The organism is Pararhodobacter sp., from assembly GCF_034676545.1.
In the GTDB taxonomy this organism is placed as follows: domain Bacteria; phylum Pseudomonadota; class Alphaproteobacteria; order Rhodobacterales; family Rhodobacteraceae; genus Pararhodobacter.
Genome location: NZ_JAUCBZ010000015.1, coordinates 3,550,894 through 3,565,189, shown reverse-complemented (window position 1 = coordinate 3,565,189; position 14,296 = coordinate 3,550,894). Strand labels below are relative to the sequence as shown.

The following is a 14,296-nucleotide window of genomic DNA, read 5'->3' as shown; positions in this document are numbered from 1 at the left end:
TGACTTGCATGAGGACATGATGAGCACGCCTGTTTTGCCCCCTATGCCGCGCCCCTTGGCGCTGGCCGTGCGGTCGTTGCCACTGGCCCCGATCAGTACTCTGCTGACGTCCTTGACGCGACAATTGATGCAGCGCCACCCCGGTTTGCAACGGCGGCTTGGCGACTATGCCTCGCGCCGTTTCCTGCTGGACCTGACCGACCTTCCGTTCCTGCTGCTGTTGGAGCCGGGCACCTCGCGGCCACGCGTGACGGCCCATGCGCGCCGCTCTCCGCCACGCCATGACACGCGAATCGCGGGCCTGACCGCGGCGTTTCTGGGCATGTTGCACGGCAGTCTTGACGGTGACGCGCTGTTCTTTTCGCGCGATCTGGTGATCGAGGGCGATACCGCAGCCGGGCTGGCACTGCGCAACGCCATCGACAACGCCGAACTGGATCTGACGGTCGAGATGGCGGTTCTGCTCAAGCCTCTGGCGCCGCTGATCACCCGGCTGCTGGCGATTGGCCGAACGCCTTAGCGGATTGGCGCTGCATCGCATGGATAATCCCGCAGGAGCCGCGCCATGATGGAACTGGTATGCCCCGCCGGCACCCCCGCCGCCTTGCGCTCTGCCGTCGAGGCCGGGGCGCAGACGATCTATTGTGGCTTTGCTGATGAAACCAATGCGCGCAACTTTCCCGGCCTGAATTTCGACCGTGGGGAAATGGCGGCGGGCGTCGCCTACGCCCATGCGCGCGGCTCGAAGGTGTTGGTGGCGATCAACACCTTTCCGCATGCCGGGTCGGAAACCCTGTGGCATCGCGCGATTGCCGATGCCGAAACCGCCGGGGCCGATGCGGTGATCCTGGCCGATATCGGCCTGCTGGCCCATGCCGCCGAGCATCACCCAAAGCTGCGCCGTCACCTGTCGGTGCAAGCCGCCGCGGCCAACCCCGATGCGATCAACTTTTACGCCGAAACCTTTGGGGTGAAACGGGTGGTGTTGCCGCGCGTCCTGTCGGTGCCAGAAATCGCCGCGATCAACCGCGAAATCGACGTCGAAACCGAGGTGTTCGTGTTCGGCGGCTTGTGCGTGATGGCCGAGGGCCGGTGCTCGTTGTCGTCCTATGCCACCGGGAAATCCCCGAACATGAACGGCGTCTGTTCACCGGCCAGCCATGTCGACTATGCCGAGGAACCCGGCGGCCTGACCGCGCGTCTGGGCGGGTTCACCATTCACCGCACCGCCAAGGATCAGCCCGCGCCCTATCCGACGCTGTGCAAGGGGTGTTTCACCTCGGGCGAGCAAACCGGGCATGTGTTCGAGGATCCGGTCAGTCTGGATGCGACAACGTTGATCCCGGCGCTGGCCAAGGCCGGGGTGACGGCGCTCAAGATCGAAGGCCGCCAGCGCAGCCGCGCCTATGTCGCCGAAGTGGTGCGCAATTTCCGCGCGGCGATCGAGGCCCATGCCGGCCGGTCGTCCGATGCCCGAGGGTGTCATGGCCAGTCTCAGCGAAGGTCAGGCCGCCACGACCGGCGCCTATGCCAAGACATGGAGATGAGACCCGCTATGGATCTGACAGTCGGCCCCAACCCGTTTTTCTGGGACGCGCCCGTGGTGCGCAGCTTTTACGACAGCCTCGCCGCGGCTCCCGTCTCTCGCGTGGTTCTGGGCGAGGTCGTCTGCTCCAAACGCCTGCCGTTCTGGCAAGACGAAATCGCGCCAGCAGTCGAGGGTCTGTTGGCGGCGGGCAAGGCGGTGGCGATCACGACGCTGGCCTTGGTCACCCTGAAACGCGAGCGCAAGGCCACGGCCGCCTTGCGGGAAATCGGCCTGCCGATCGAGGTGAACGACTTGACCGGGCTGCACGCTTTGCCCGCCAAGACACCGTTCTGGGTGGGCCCGCTGATCAACGTCTACAACGAGGGCACGTTGCGCTGGCTGGCCGGGCGCGGGGCACAGCGGGTCTGCCTGCCGCCCGAGCTGCCGCTGGAGTTGATTGCCGTTCTGGCGCGGCTGGGTGCCGAATTGGGTGTCGCCATCGAGGTCTGGGGGCATGGCCGCTTGCCTCTGGCGATCTCGGGGCGGTGTTATCACGCACGACTGCACGACCACGCCAAGGATAGCTGCCAGTTTGTCTGCGGGCTGGACCCCGATGGGCGCGATGTGGAGACCCTGGACGGGCAAAAATTTCTGGTGGTCAACGGCGTGCAGACCCTGAGCCAGAGCACCGCCAGCATGGCCTATCAGATCGAGGTGCTGCGCGAGGCCGGTGTCAATGCGCTGCGTCTGTCGCCGCAAAGCACGCATTTCCTGGAGATCTGCGAGGCCTATGCCGCGCGCCTCACGGGTGACCTGACGGCGGCCGATCTCGAAGCGCTGCTTGCGCCAAGGGTGCCGGGCGGGCGGTTGTCCGATGGCTTTGTGCGCGGCCCGGCGGGTGCGGAATGGTCTGGCAAGGGTCTTGCATCCGCGGGCTGAACGGCCGTCCTGTGGTCAGAAAACCCTGCGCTGTTTTGGTGCAGACGATGACCTTGCGTGACCAACAGCGACAGGCCCCGCTCACCGTGCTTCGCGGCCGCGCAAACCGTCAGCGCCCCTCCATGAGGCTTGATCGCGTTGGCGACAGGCGTGATGCGTGCGGGTCGATGACGGCGGCTTCATCGCACACGGCAATCCCTGCGTTTTCACAGGGCTGTCTCTTGCCCCTGCTTGCGGCGCAAAACGCTGGGCGGATTCCAGAGTAACGATCCCGCTGGCGTTTGAAAGGTCCAAGGTTTCCAGCCTTGTCCCTCTGGCTGATGTTGACCCTTTCGGATCAATTGCCGGACCGGATCGGTCGGGCTGACAATCCCTGCTGATCGCCTTTTGCGGCGGTGACGTGCTGTCACTTGACTTGGTCTGCAAAAGCTGCAAACATCATTTTGAACACAACGTTCATATATGAACTTTCATTGGAGAGTACCATGACAACGCCACAGAAATTCCCCACCATCGAGCCAAGCGATGTCGAGATTCCGGCGGGAAAGTCGCTGGGTGAGTGGGTCGAGAGCCGTGTTGCGCGCTACGAGACCCGCACGCTGGACTGGAACGCGCTGAAGTTTCAGGCCGATTACGATCCGAAATACAAGCGCGCTCAAATGCGCTATATCGGCACGGGTGCAACGGGTGTTGCGAGCGATGACAACGTGGTTCCCGCTGGGAATTTCACCTTTTCGACCATGGTGCTTCCGGCTGGCTGCGAAGGCCCGCTGCACATTCACCGCGATGCGGAAGAGGTGTTCTTCATTCTCAAGGGCCACAAGATCCGCCTCTTTGTCGAGCACAACGGCGAGAAAGTCGAAACCGTGTTGACCGAGCGCGACCTGATCTCGGTGCCGCCGGGGGTTTATCGCGGCCTGCGCAATGAGGGCATCGAAGAGGCGCTGATGTGCGTGATGATTGGCAACCCGAAGCCCGTCACGCCGACTTACCCCGATGATCACCCTGTTTCGAAACTGAAGCGCTGAACCGCATCACCGGATACGCGCGTTGACGGGATAACCTGTCAGCGCGTTATCCGGGCGAAACCGGCCGTCAGGGGTGGTGAGTGCATGGGCGCGCAGGTTTCATTGTACCCCCACGACATAGCCGAGGCCCATCGACGCCTGTCTCGCGACCGAACGCACGGCGTCCCTGATCGGCCCCGGGCGGTCATTTCCCTCCTCGACAAAGCGATTTTCCGGGCCGGCGACATTGATCGCCCCGACGGGTCGTGCGCGATGGTCCAGCACCACCGCCCCGCAGGCGCCGATTCCGGCTTCGAACCCGCCCTCGCTCCAGGCAAAGCCCGCCTGCCTGTCCTGCCGGGCTTGCGCCAGAATGGCCTCGACAGACTGCGGTGTCTTTGCCGTAACCCGCTCAAGATCCACACCCGAAAAGAGCGCGCGAATGGCGTCGTCGGTCATCTCGGCCAGAATGGCGCGTCCCGCGGAAGATGTATATGCGGGCAAACGTGAGCCGGGGCGCATGTTGCTGATCAGGTGTGTGTTGGGCGTTTCGCGGCTGAGATACACAAGGTCTGTGCCATCCAGGATGCCAAGATGGGCGGACATGCCGGTCTTGTGCGCCAGTTCCGCCAACAGTGGCTGGCAGACCTGTACGATATCGCGACCGTGAATAGCCTGCGCCGCGAGGCTGATCAGGCCGGGTCCAAGCCGATATCCCGCACCTTCGTCGATCTCTTCGATCATGCGATTGGCCACCAGCGTATGAATCAGACGGATCAGCGTGGTACGATTGATGCCGAGTTCCGCAGATGTCCGGTTCAGGTTGCGACATCTGTGACCGTCGCCGATGTGGCGTAGCAAGCTCAGGGCGCGTTCGACGGGCGGAACGGAATACAGCGCTGATTCTGTTTTCTGTGGATCGACCACCATGTTCCCCCTAACGTCACTTGGACATCAATGTCTTAGCGTGTTCAAGCAAGTTCAACATACTGTTTTTATGGACAAACACACGAAAGCCAGCAAGTGCAACCGATTTCGCAACCATTTTCTTGACCCACGCGGATCCCTACGATAATATTTGAACATATCGTTCATAAAAGAACAAGGAGCTGGGAATGGGTGTGTTGAAAATTGGAGTTTGTGGGGGCGGGATTGGCGGTTTCAGTGCCGCCATTGCGTTGCGCAAGTCCGGGCACGATGTGCAGGTCTTTGAACGAGCACCCGCATTCAACCGGGTCGGGGCCGATATCAACCTGACGCCGAATGCGGTTTTTGCACTCGATCAGCTTGGCGTCGGTGAATACCTGCGCAAGACCGCCGCACGCCCGACCTTTCGCATCAGCCGCGACGGCGTGACCGGCGAGGAAACCTCGCGCCTGCCGATGAGCACCGCCGCTGAAGAGAAATACGGCGCACCGCAGCTGACCATTCACCGTGCCGATCTGCTGAAAGCGCTGCAGGGCCAATTGCCCGAAAACTGCGTTCACCCCGGAATGTCGGCCAAAAGCGTCGAGCTGACCGATGACGGCGCGACGATAATTTTTGACGATGGCTCGCGCCAGGAGTTTGATGTTGTCATCGGCGCTGATGGTATCCATTCCGCCGTGCGCACGGCGCTGTTCGGCAAGGATGACCCGAAATTTACCGGCATCGTGTCCTACCGCTCGGTCTTCCCGCGCAGCAAGGCGGCTGGCCTGTCCGACACCGATGCCTTCACCAAATGGTGGGGCGAGGTGCCCGAGAAGCAGATCGTGACTTTTCCGTTGACTCTTGGCGAAGAAATCTTTGTTTTTGCAACCACGCCGCAGCAGGGCTGGACCGAAGAGGGCTGGACGCTGCCTGGCGATGTCGAGGAATTGCGCGCCGAATACAGCAATTTCCACCCCGATGCGCGCGCGCTTCTTGAGGCCTGTGACGAGGTCACCAAGTCGGCGCTGCATGTGCGTGAGCCGATGGACACCTGGTCAAAAGGCCGGGCCACGATTTTGGGAGACGCCGCACACCCGATGGTACCGTTCATGGCACAAGGGGCCTGCATGGCAATTGAGGATGCTGTCGTTCTGGCCCGCGCGTTGGACGGTGTCACACCGGACGGCGTTGAAGCGGCCTTTGCGCGGTATGAGGCTGCTCGCAAACCGCGCACGGCGCAAGTGCAGGCAAACTCATTGGCCAATGATTGGCTGAAAAAAGGTGGTAACGCGGATTGGGTCTATGGCTATGATGCCTGGTCCGTCGCGTTGGGCTGAAGAAATTACCAAGGGAGAGACTATGAAACAGTTTTTGAAATCCGCCGTTGTTGCGGCTGGAATCACCATGATCGGTGGGGCCGCGATTGCCGAAGAATACACGATGAACGCGGTGACATTGTCCCCACGTCAGGCTGATATCTCGCGCGGGTTCGCGATGTTCATCGACGAGATCAATGAAGAATTCGACGGCGAATTCCAGATCAACTGGCGCGGTGGCCCCGAGGTCATGCCGCCGTTCGGTCAGGCCGAAGCGGTGCGCAACGGCGCGATGGACATGACCTTCACCAGCCCGAGCTACTATTCCGGTCTGGTTCCGGCATCCTCGACGATGAACCTGTCGTTCAAGGATTACAACGAGATCCGCACAACCGGTTATTACGAGCGGATGACGGAATTGCACGCCGAGCGGAATCTGGTGTTTCTGGGCGAAGTTCCGGCCACCGACCTTGCGTTCCATCTGTTCCTGAACACCCCCATTGAAACGCTGGCAGATATCCAGGGCCTGCGCATTCGCGTTTTCCCGACCCTGTTGCCGCTGGTGAATGCGCTGGGCGCAGAGCCGCTGGTTCTGCCGATGGGCGAGATTTACACCGCCATGGAGCGCGGCGCGATTGACGGGTTCATGCGCGGCACCGTCGGCTGGGCCGCACAATTCGAGGGTGTGGTGACGCATGTCGTCTATCCGGGCGTCTACCGCGCAGGCTTCCCGATCCTGGTGAATCAGGATGCCTGGAACGAGCTGCCCGCCGACCTGCAAACCCGCATCATCGCCTTCGTGCGCGACGATCTGGCACCGCGGATTGATGAGATCTGGGCGACCGATGTCGCACAGGGTGTCGTCGAGATGGAGGCCGCCGGTTTCGAGGTCATCCAGTTGTCCGACGAGGATTCGGCACAATTGCGCGAGATCGCACTCGACTCCGCCTGGTCGGTCATTGCCACCGAAGCCGGCGAGGACGTTGCCGCCGAACTGCGCGGCATGCTGGTCGACTGATCCTGCTGTTCCAAACTCCAATGATGGGGCCAAAGACCTGGCCCCATCTTTTCATAAGGAGACCTTCAGATGCCCTCTGCCTATGACAGTGTCGTACGGTTCTTCAGTCGGGTGAACCTTTGGCTGGCGATCCTGGGCGCGGGTATCCTGTTCTTCGCCGCGTCGATCATCTTCTTCGAGGTCGTCTCGCGGGCGGTGGTCGGAACCTCGCGCCTGTGGGTGATCGAGGTCAGCGAATACTCGCTCTTGTATATCACCTTCCTTGGGGCACCTTACCTGCTCGAAAAGAACATGCATGTCACACTGGATCTGCTGCATCTCAGCCTGTCGCTGGGCTGGCAGGCGATTTTGCGCGTGATCAATTCGGTGATCGGCTTTGCCATCTGCGTGGTGCTGACGAAGATCGGCATCGACGTGATGCTCGACCAGATCGACACCGGTGTTCGCGCGACAACCGTTATGGCGCCGCCACGCTACTGGATTACCCCGGCGCTGCCGCTCGGCATGTTTCTGATGGCGGTTCAATTTCTGTTTCAGGGTGTCGGCGCGATCCGGCGAAAGGGTCTCTAATGCTAGAATGGTATTACGTCATCGCCATCATCGTGGGCCCGTTGCTGTTCCTGATGATGCTTGGCCTTCCGGTCGCGTTTTCGTTTCTTGCGGTGAACATTGTCGGTGCCTTTCTGCTGCTGGGAGGCGAATCCGGGGTGCGGCAGGTGGTGATGAACACCATCGACGCCTTGACCAGCTTCACGCTTGTCCCGGTCGCGTTGTTCATGATCATGGGCGAGGGGATGTTCCAGTCCCGCATCGCCATCGACCTGATGGACACGCTGGACAAATGGTTCGGCAAGCTGCGCGGGCGGCTGGCCTTCATGGCCGTGGGCGGGGGCGTGTTGTTCTCGTCGCTGACCGGCAACTCGATGGGCGCAATTGCCCTGCTGGGCTCGTCGCTGGTGCCCGAGATGGAGAAACGCGGCTACAAGAAGCCGATGTCGCTGGGTCCCATTCTGGGCTCTGCGGGTCTGGCGATCATGATCCCGCCAAGCTCTCTGGCCGTGGTTCTGGGCGTGGTGGCGGAACTGTCCATCGGGCGTGTGCTGATCGGCATCATCGTGCCGGGTCTGCTGATGGCGCTGCTCTATGTGCTCTACATCTATATCCGCGTGACAATTCAGCCGCATCTTGCACCGCCTTTCGACGTGAAGCCGGTTCCGATGGCAGAAAAACTGCATGCGACGGCGGTCAATATCCTGCCGCTGGGCTTTGTCGTGTTTTCGGTGGTCGGCGTGATTTTCCTTGGCTGGGCAACGCCGAGCGAGGCCGCGGCGACCGGTGCCTTTGCCACCCTGGCGCTGGCCGCCGCCAAGCGGCGCTTGACCTGGGATGTGTTCTCGAAGTCCATCCTCGGCAGCGCCAATATCTCGGTCATGGTGCTGCTGATCGTGTCGGGCGCGGTCACCTTCACGCAGCTTCTGGCCTATACCGGGGCGACCTTTGGCATGGTCGATGCGATCATTTCGCTCGATATCAGCCCCAGCGCCATTGTGCTGACGATGATCGGCGCGGTGATCTTTCTGGGCATGTTCATGGGGCCATTGCCGATCATGCTGATCACGCTGCCGATCTTCATTCCGGTTGTCCTGCAATTCGGCTTTGATCCGATCTGGTTTGCGGCGATGTATCTGGTGGCGATCGAGACCGGCTCCACCTCGCCGCCACTGGGCGGTGCGCTGTTCGTGATGAAGGCCGTGGCCCCCGTCGGCACGACGATGAACGAGATCTACCGCGCGGCGATGCCGTTCATCCTGTGTGACCTTGCGGCGATCCTGATCCTGTTCTTTGTGCCGCAACTGGTGACATGGCCGGTCGCGTATATGTTCCGATGACCACCCGCCAGCTCCATCAATTCGGTGACAGCCCCTGTTGCATGAAGGTTCGCATGGCGCTGGCGGCAAAGGCATTGCCGTGGGATGAGGTGTTTATCGAAAGCTGGAAATTCGACCATTTTCAGCCCGCGTATCTGGCCCTCAACCCCGATGGCATCGTGCCGACACTGGTCGATGGCGGCCGGGTTGTGACGCAGTCCAATGTCATCCTTGAATACCTCGATGATGCCTATCCCGAGCCACCTTTGCGCCCCGAGGATGCCTATCAGGCGTCGATCATGCGCAAATGGATGTTCATCGAGCAAGACCACCTGTTTGGCCATATCGTGACGCTCAGTTTCAACTCGATGATGAAACTGCGCGTTGAAGGGTTCGGGTTGGCGCAGTTGACGCAGTGGTCGCATCGCCACCCCGACCAGCAGAAGGCGCAGGATTATCTGCGCCGCCTGACCGCCCCGCGCGATGACGCAAAGGACGCCGCCGCCCGCCGGGGTCTGCGGGTATTCCTTGAGCGGCTGGAGCAGGATCTTGGCCTGTTTGACGGGCCGTGGATTTGCGGTGCGCGTCTGACCCTTGCGGAAATCGCGCTGGCGGGCATTTTTGACCGGTTGGTGTATCTCGAGGAAGACGGCTGTTTTCGCGGCCTGCCACGGGTCGAGGCGTGGTTTGACGCCTTGCGTGCGTCGGACATCTATATCGCGGGCGAGCATCGCTTTGCGGCCCGGATGTGGGGCCCCAAGAAACCGGTCGCAGAGTTTCGGAACCTGATCAGATGACACAACAGAAACGCCCGAATTTCATCGTTTTCATGACGGATCAACAGCGCGCCGACCATCTGGGCTGCTATGGCAATCCGATCGTGCGCACACCGCATATCGACAGCTTGGCGGCCACCGGTACGCGGTTTGATCAGTTTTATGTCACCACCCCCATTTGCCAGCCGAACCGCGCGGCATTGATGACCGGGCAGATGACCTCGGTGAACGGCTGCCGCCAGAACGGTATCCCGATGGGGCTGGACAGCACGACCTATGCGGATGTGCTGCGCGCGGCGGGGTATCGGACAGCGTTGGTTGGCAAGGCGCATTTCCAGAATGTCACCGATATTCCGACGCCGCCGCGCAATCCGACGGGGCAGGGGGCGGAACTGCCTGACTCGGTCATGCTGGCGCTCAGAACACAACGCGCCGGACCGGACTATCGCCGCGAAGTGCGCGCGTCCTGGGCCAAGAACCCGGACCAAACCCTGCCGCTGCCCTATTACGGATTCGACCATGTGCGGCTGTGCATCGGTCATGGCGATCAGGTCGAAGGGCACTATTCGGGCTGGTTGCGCGACCACTTGCATGGCGCACCTGATCCTCGCGGTCGGGCGAATGCCGTGGACGGCGCCGACGCTCAGCCGCAGATCTGGCGGACCGCATTGCCCGAAGCGCTCTACCCCACCGCCTATATTCAGGATGAGGCAACCGCGTTTCTGGAGCAGGCGGATGACGCGCCTTTCCTGCTGGTGGTGTCGTTCCCCGACCCGCATCATCCCTTCACGCCGCCCGGCAAATACTTTGACATGTATGACCCGGCCGACATGCCCCTGCCGCCCTCGTTTGAGAATAAAACCCGAGATCGCAATGACTTGCCGGCGGAAATGCTGGAGGCCTATGCGATTGGCGACGCGCAGCCTGACGCCTATTGGCCGTTCCACCCCGACGCCGAGCACATGAGGCGGATGCTCGCGTTGAACTATGGCTCGATTTCGATGGTCGATGATGCGGTTGGAAAGATCATGGAGACCCTGACCGCGAAAGGCCTGAACAACGAGACCGTCATCTGTTTCATGTCCGACCACGGCGATTATATGGGCGATCATGGAACGGTTCTGAAACACGGCGTTCACAGCGAAGGTGCGATTCGAGTGCCGTTCATCTGGCGTGATCCGGCAATGCCGCCCGGAAAGACCACCACGCTTCAGGGCAGCGCCATTGATTTCGCGCCGACCATTCTGCAACGGGCCGGTCTGAAAGTGCCGGTTGGCATGCAAGGCGGCGATTTGTTTGATGCGGCGCGGGGCAACGTGCCGGTGCTGATCGAGGATCCGGGTATGGGAGTTTACCGCGATCCCGACGCCAGAACGAGCATCAGGACGCTGGTCCATGACGGCTGGCGTCTGAGCATCTTCGAGCAATCATCGCTGGGCGAATTGTATGATCTGACCGCCGACCCGCACGAAGTGAACAATCTCTGGGCAAGCCCGGACTCTGCGGTTCTGGGCAAAAAGGCCGACATGCTGTTCTTGTTGGCGCAGACGCAATTGGCGTTCCGGGATCGGTCCATTCTGGCGACCAATCAGGCGTGACGGAAGCCGACAAACGGTTGGTTGGCGGCGGGCGCGCGCATGTTTTCTGACTTTCGCTCCGGCACACGCGGCGCACCTTGGCTCTGCGCGCTGGACGCCGCGTGGTTTTGGCGACATATTGCGCGCCATGATTGATGTACTCAGAAACCTGTTCCGAACGCATGAAGCGCCGCGAGCCGACGTGTCGTTGGAAGTTGCCGTGGCGGCGCTGCTGATTGAAGCCGCGCGCGCCGATGATATTTATGACCAGGACGAACGACGCGCCGTCTTGCGGCTGTTGCAGGATATGTTCACCCTGTCGTCGGCACAGGCACAGACCCTGCATGACGAAGCCGATGCGATCCAGCAGCAAGCCGCCGACAGCGTGCGCTTCACGCGGGTGATCAAGAACGCCATGTCCGAGGAAGAACGCATCACGTTGATGGAGGCGCTCTGGCATGTGGTGCTGGTAGACCATCAACGCGCCCCGGATGAGGACGCGTTGATGCGCCGTCTGGCCCCGCTGGTGGCGGTCGGCGATCATGACAGCGCCGCCGCGCGCAGACGCGTGCTGACGCGGATGGGCGAGCTTGGCGCTTAGGACGGTGGCGTCGGGGTGAGCGTGGACAGGTAGTGACGCACGGCGTCCTGCACATGCCGAAACCGGTCGCCACCCAGATGTTTGCCGCCATACCAGCGCGTCACGACAATGATGTGGTTTTGCAGGCCCTCGCGTTCGAGCATCCGCACGATGACCATGCCCGCGCCGCTTTCGCCGTCGTCATTCTTGAGGGGGCCGTCGCAGGTCAACAGCCCCCAGGTGTTATGCGTCGCCTTGTTGAACTTTTTGTTGCGTTTCAAGGCTTTCACGAAATCCGCAGCCTCGTCGCCTGAGGTGCAGACGCCGCCGGACACCGCATATTTAGAGCCCCGGTCGCTGATGATATTCTCATAAACACGCATGATCGTGGCCTTCGCTTGCGCCCGCCCGCGCTAAAGCGCCAGCTTGATCCGCCAGCCCGCCTTGCTGCGCGAACAGCAGGCCATCATGCGTGCGTTTTCCGCCCGTTCGGCGCGGGTCAGCACCATGTCGCGATGGTCGATGTCGCCCTCGAGAACCGTCACTTCGCAACTGCCGCACAGCCCTTCGCAACAGTCGCTGGCGATATCTATCCCCACGGCGCGCAGCGCATCCAGCAAGGTGGTGTCGGCGGCCACAGAGACGGTCAGATCCGAATCGACCAGATCAACCTCGAACGCGGTTTCCTTGGTGGGGTTGAGGCCTGTCACCTGCGTCGAGAAATGCTCAAAATGCAGCGTGCCTTCGGGGTGATCGGCGGTCAGATCCTCCAGCATGGTGATCATGCGCTCGGGGCCACAGGCGTAAATGTGACCGCCCGCGGGCAGGCCCGCAACCAGGGCGGCAAGGTCGGCGCGCTGGCCTTCGTCGCCGGCATACACCGTCAGGTGATCACCATGATCGCGCGCAAGCCGGTCCAGGAAAGCCATCGTCGCGCGGGTGCGCCCGGCGTAGTGGATCGCATACGCGCGCCCCAGGGACCGCAGTTGATCCGCCAGCGCAAGGATCGGCGTGATGCCGATGCCGCCCGCAACCAGATCATAGTGCGATGCGTCAGGATCGAGCCGAAACAGGTTGCTGGGGCCACGCAGTTTCAGCGCCGCGCCCGGTTTCACGACTTCGTGGATATGGCGCGATCCGCCGCGTCCGGCGTCCTCGCGCAGAATGGCCAGATCGTAGCCCTTTGCATCGGGCGCGCCGCACAGCGAGTATTTGCGGTCAAAGCCATCGACCACCAGTTCCACATGCGCGCCCGCGCTCCATTTCGGCAGGGCGCGGCCATCGGCTCCGCGCAGGCTGAGGCCCAGAATGCCCTCGGCCTCGTGCCGCACCGCGTCAACCGTCACGCGCCGCGCAATGTCCTTGCGCACCGGGGCACCGACCGGAAAGTGCCGGTGGATGGTGCGAAGGTCGGGGTTGGTGCGCTCGGGGTTCTGCGCCGGATCCCATTCGACCACGACCTTTTCAGGCCCCCAGAACGAGGTTGTCGGCAGGTAGCGAAACTCTTGATCGGCAAGTTTCAGATGGGGCAGGCGGCGGGTCAGTTCCTCGAGGAAGATCCGCATCTCCATTCGGCCGATATTCTTGCCCATGCACTGGTGACTGCCATAGCCGAAAGTCAGGTGATCCTGCGCATTGTCGCGGTAGATATCGAAGGTGTCGCCATCCTCGAAATGCCGCTCGTCCTGATTGCCCGAGGCTTGCACGATCAACAATTTGGCCCCAGCGGGCAGATCGACGCCGCCCAATCGCGTGGCACAGGTGGTCTCGCGCCGCCAGGCAATCGCCGAGCCGCGATAGCGCAGGCATTCCTCGACCGCGTTGGGGATCAGCGAGGGATCAGCGCACACATCAGCCCAGGCCTGCGGGTGGCTGAGCATCGTTTTGACCATATTCGCTGAGGCCAGCGAGGTGGTTTCATGCGCCGCCACGATGATCGCCATCATCATGGAGTGCACATAGCTGTCGGTGACAACCTCGGGGATTTTCGCGTTCATGCGGATCGTGTGGTGCATCCAGCCTTGACCATCGGGCTCGGCGCGCATCCTTTCGATGATCTTGCCCGCGTATTGCCAGAATTTGCCGACCCCATGTGCCACGCCGATTTGCTGTTCCGGCGTCGGGCGCCCCCAGGTGTTGACTGCATGGGCGACCGAGAAGCTTTTCATCTTGGCGATTTCGTCATCCGGCACGCCCAGAAAATGCAGCGCCACGTTCAGCGGCACGTCATAAAGCATCGCCTGAACCAGATCGACGCGGCCCGACTCGATGAACGCGTCCATTTTTTCGCGGGTCAGGCGGCGGACCATCTCTTGCTTGGGTTCCAGATTCTCCGGCAGGAAGTGATCCATCAGCGCACGGCGGCGCTCCATATGGGCGGGCTCGTCCTCGTTGACCAGGGTGCGGTTCAGGGCGAAACCGTAGCTTTGCAGGATTTTCATCGCCTCAGGTGTCGCGGGGGTGATCTTTTCCAGAACGTTGCGCGGCGAATAGACCCGGTTGTCGCGAAACACGGCTTTGATGTCATCATAGCGGCTGACGACCCAATACCCGAGTTTCGGGGCGTAAAAAACCGGGAGCTGATCGCGCGACCAGCGCAGCGCCTCGCCGGGATCGGCCTGATAGAGATCGCCGAACGGATCGAAATCTGCGGCCAACTCAGAGACCGGGCAAGTCGATGCGCCTGCGTGAATGGGGCAGCCGGTGCCGTTTGTCGCGGGGGAATGGGTCATGCGATGCCTCCTCACTTTGAGCGGTAGTGTGGAACAAGTCGGGCAG

13 protein-coding genes and 1 pseudogene are annotated in these 14,296 nt (G+C 61.7%); 11 read left to right on the top strand and 3 right to left on the bottom strand.

Going from position 1 to position 14,296, the window contains the following annotated elements; all coding sequences use genetic code 11:
• The first annotated feature begins 19 nt into the window (after positions 1 to 19).
• The 4 genes and pseudogenes from ubiT to VDQ28_RS20905 all read left to right on the top strand — a co-directional run bounded on the left by ubiT (position 20) and on the right by VDQ28_RS20905 (position 3,495).
• On the top strand, positions 20 to 520 hold the full coding sequence (gene ubiT, locus VDQ28_RS20920; RefSeq protein WP_323037776.1) for a ubiquinone anaerobic biosynthesis accessory factor UbiT: 501 nt from the start codon (positions 20 to 22) through the stop codon (positions 518 to 520).
• A gap of 48 nt (positions 521 to 568) precedes the next feature.
• A pseudogene (gene ubiU, locus VDQ28_RS20915) lies at positions 569 to 1,547 on the top strand (ubiquinone anaerobic biosynthesis protein UbiU).
• 8 nt (positions 1,548 to 1,555) lie between these two features.
• Complete coding sequence (gene ubiV, locus VDQ28_RS20910; protein ID WP_323037775.1) at positions 1,556 to 2,467, top strand: ubiquinone anaerobic biosynthesis protein UbiV; 912 nt, start codon at positions 1,556 to 1,558, stop codon at positions 2,465 to 2,467.
• A gap of 485 nt (positions 2,468 to 2,952) precedes the next feature.
• Positions 2,953 to 3,495, top strand: a complete 543-nt coding sequence (locus VDQ28_RS20905) for a cupin domain-containing protein (RefSeq protein ID WP_323037774.1) — start codon at positions 2,953 to 2,955, stop codon at positions 3,493 to 3,495.
• A gap of 99 nt (positions 3,496 to 3,594) precedes the next feature.
• Here VDQ28_RS20905 and VDQ28_RS20900 read toward each other — a convergent pair whose 3' ends face one another.
• On the bottom strand, positions 3,595 to 4,404 hold the full coding sequence (locus VDQ28_RS20900; RefSeq protein WP_323037773.1) for an IclR family transcriptional regulator: 810 nt from the start codon (positions 4,402 to 4,404) through the stop codon (positions 3,595 to 3,597).
• Between the two features lie 185 nt (positions 4,405 to 4,589).
• Between VDQ28_RS20900 and VDQ28_RS20895 the strand changes: the two genes are divergently transcribed.
• The 7 genes from VDQ28_RS20895 (at position 4,590) to VDQ28_RS20865 (ending at position 11,539) form a co-directional block, all read left to right on the top strand.
• Positions 4,590 to 5,720, top strand: coding sequence for an FAD-dependent monooxygenase (locus VDQ28_RS20895; protein ID WP_323037772.1), 1,131 nt, complete (start codon positions 4,590 to 4,592; stop codon positions 5,718 to 5,720).
• A 22-nt stretch (positions 5,721 to 5,742) separates the two neighbouring features.
• On the top strand, positions 5,743 to 6,717 hold the full coding sequence (locus tag VDQ28_RS20890; RefSeq protein WP_323037771.1) for a TRAP transporter substrate-binding protein DctP: 975 nt from the start codon (positions 5,743 to 5,745) through the stop codon (positions 6,715 to 6,717).
• A 69-nt stretch (positions 6,718 to 6,786) separates the two neighbouring features.
• Positions 6,787 to 7,287: a TRAP transporter small permease gene (locus tag VDQ28_RS20885; protein WP_323037770.1), complete on the top strand. Its 501-nt coding sequence runs from the start codon at positions 6,787 to 6,789 to the stop codon at positions 7,285 to 7,287.
• Positions 7,287 to 8,606 carry a TRAP transporter large permease gene (locus VDQ28_RS20880; protein ID WP_323037769.1) on the top strand — a complete coding sequence of 440 codons (1,320 nt, stop codon included), beginning with the start codon at positions 7,287 to 7,289 and terminating at the stop codon, positions 8,604 to 8,606. The genes VDQ28_RS20885 and VDQ28_RS20880 overlap by 1 nt, the downstream gene beginning before the upstream one ends.
• A complete protein-coding gene (locus tag VDQ28_RS20875) occupies positions 8,579 to 9,382 on the top strand; it encodes a glutathione S-transferase family protein (protein ID WP_323037768.1) in 804 nt (267 codons plus the stop codon). The genes VDQ28_RS20880 and VDQ28_RS20875 overlap by 28 nt, the downstream gene beginning before the upstream one ends.
• Positions 9,379 to 10,959, top strand: a complete 1,581-nt coding sequence (locus tag VDQ28_RS20870) for a sulfatase (RefSeq protein ID WP_323037767.1) — start codon at positions 9,379 to 9,381, stop codon at positions 10,957 to 10,959. Before VDQ28_RS20875 ends, VDQ28_RS20870 begins: the two co-directional genes overlap by 4 nt.
• Before the next feature lie 127 nt (positions 10,960 to 11,086).
• The gene (locus VDQ28_RS20865) at positions 11,087 to 11,539 is read left to right on the top strand and encodes a TerB family tellurite resistance protein (RefSeq protein WP_323037766.1); all 453 of its coding nucleotides are present in this window, start codon (positions 11,087 to 11,089) and stop codon (positions 11,537 to 11,539) included.
• Here the strand turns inward: VDQ28_RS20865 and VDQ28_RS20860 are convergent.
• Positions 11,536 to 11,901, bottom strand: a complete 366-nt coding sequence (locus VDQ28_RS20860; RefSeq protein WP_323037765.1) for a YigZ family protein — start codon at positions 11,899 to 11,901, stop codon at positions 11,536 to 11,538. The genes VDQ28_RS20865 and VDQ28_RS20860 overlap by 4 nt on opposite strands.
• Positions 11,902 to 11,931: 30 nt before the next feature.
• Positions 11,932 to 14,250 (bottom strand): cytochrome P450/oxidoreductase, encoded by a 2,319-nt coding sequence (locus VDQ28_RS20855; protein ID WP_323037764.1) that lies wholly within the window; start codon positions 14,248 to 14,250, stop codon positions 11,932 to 11,934.
• Between the last annotated feature and the right edge of the window lie 46 nt (positions 14,251 to 14,296).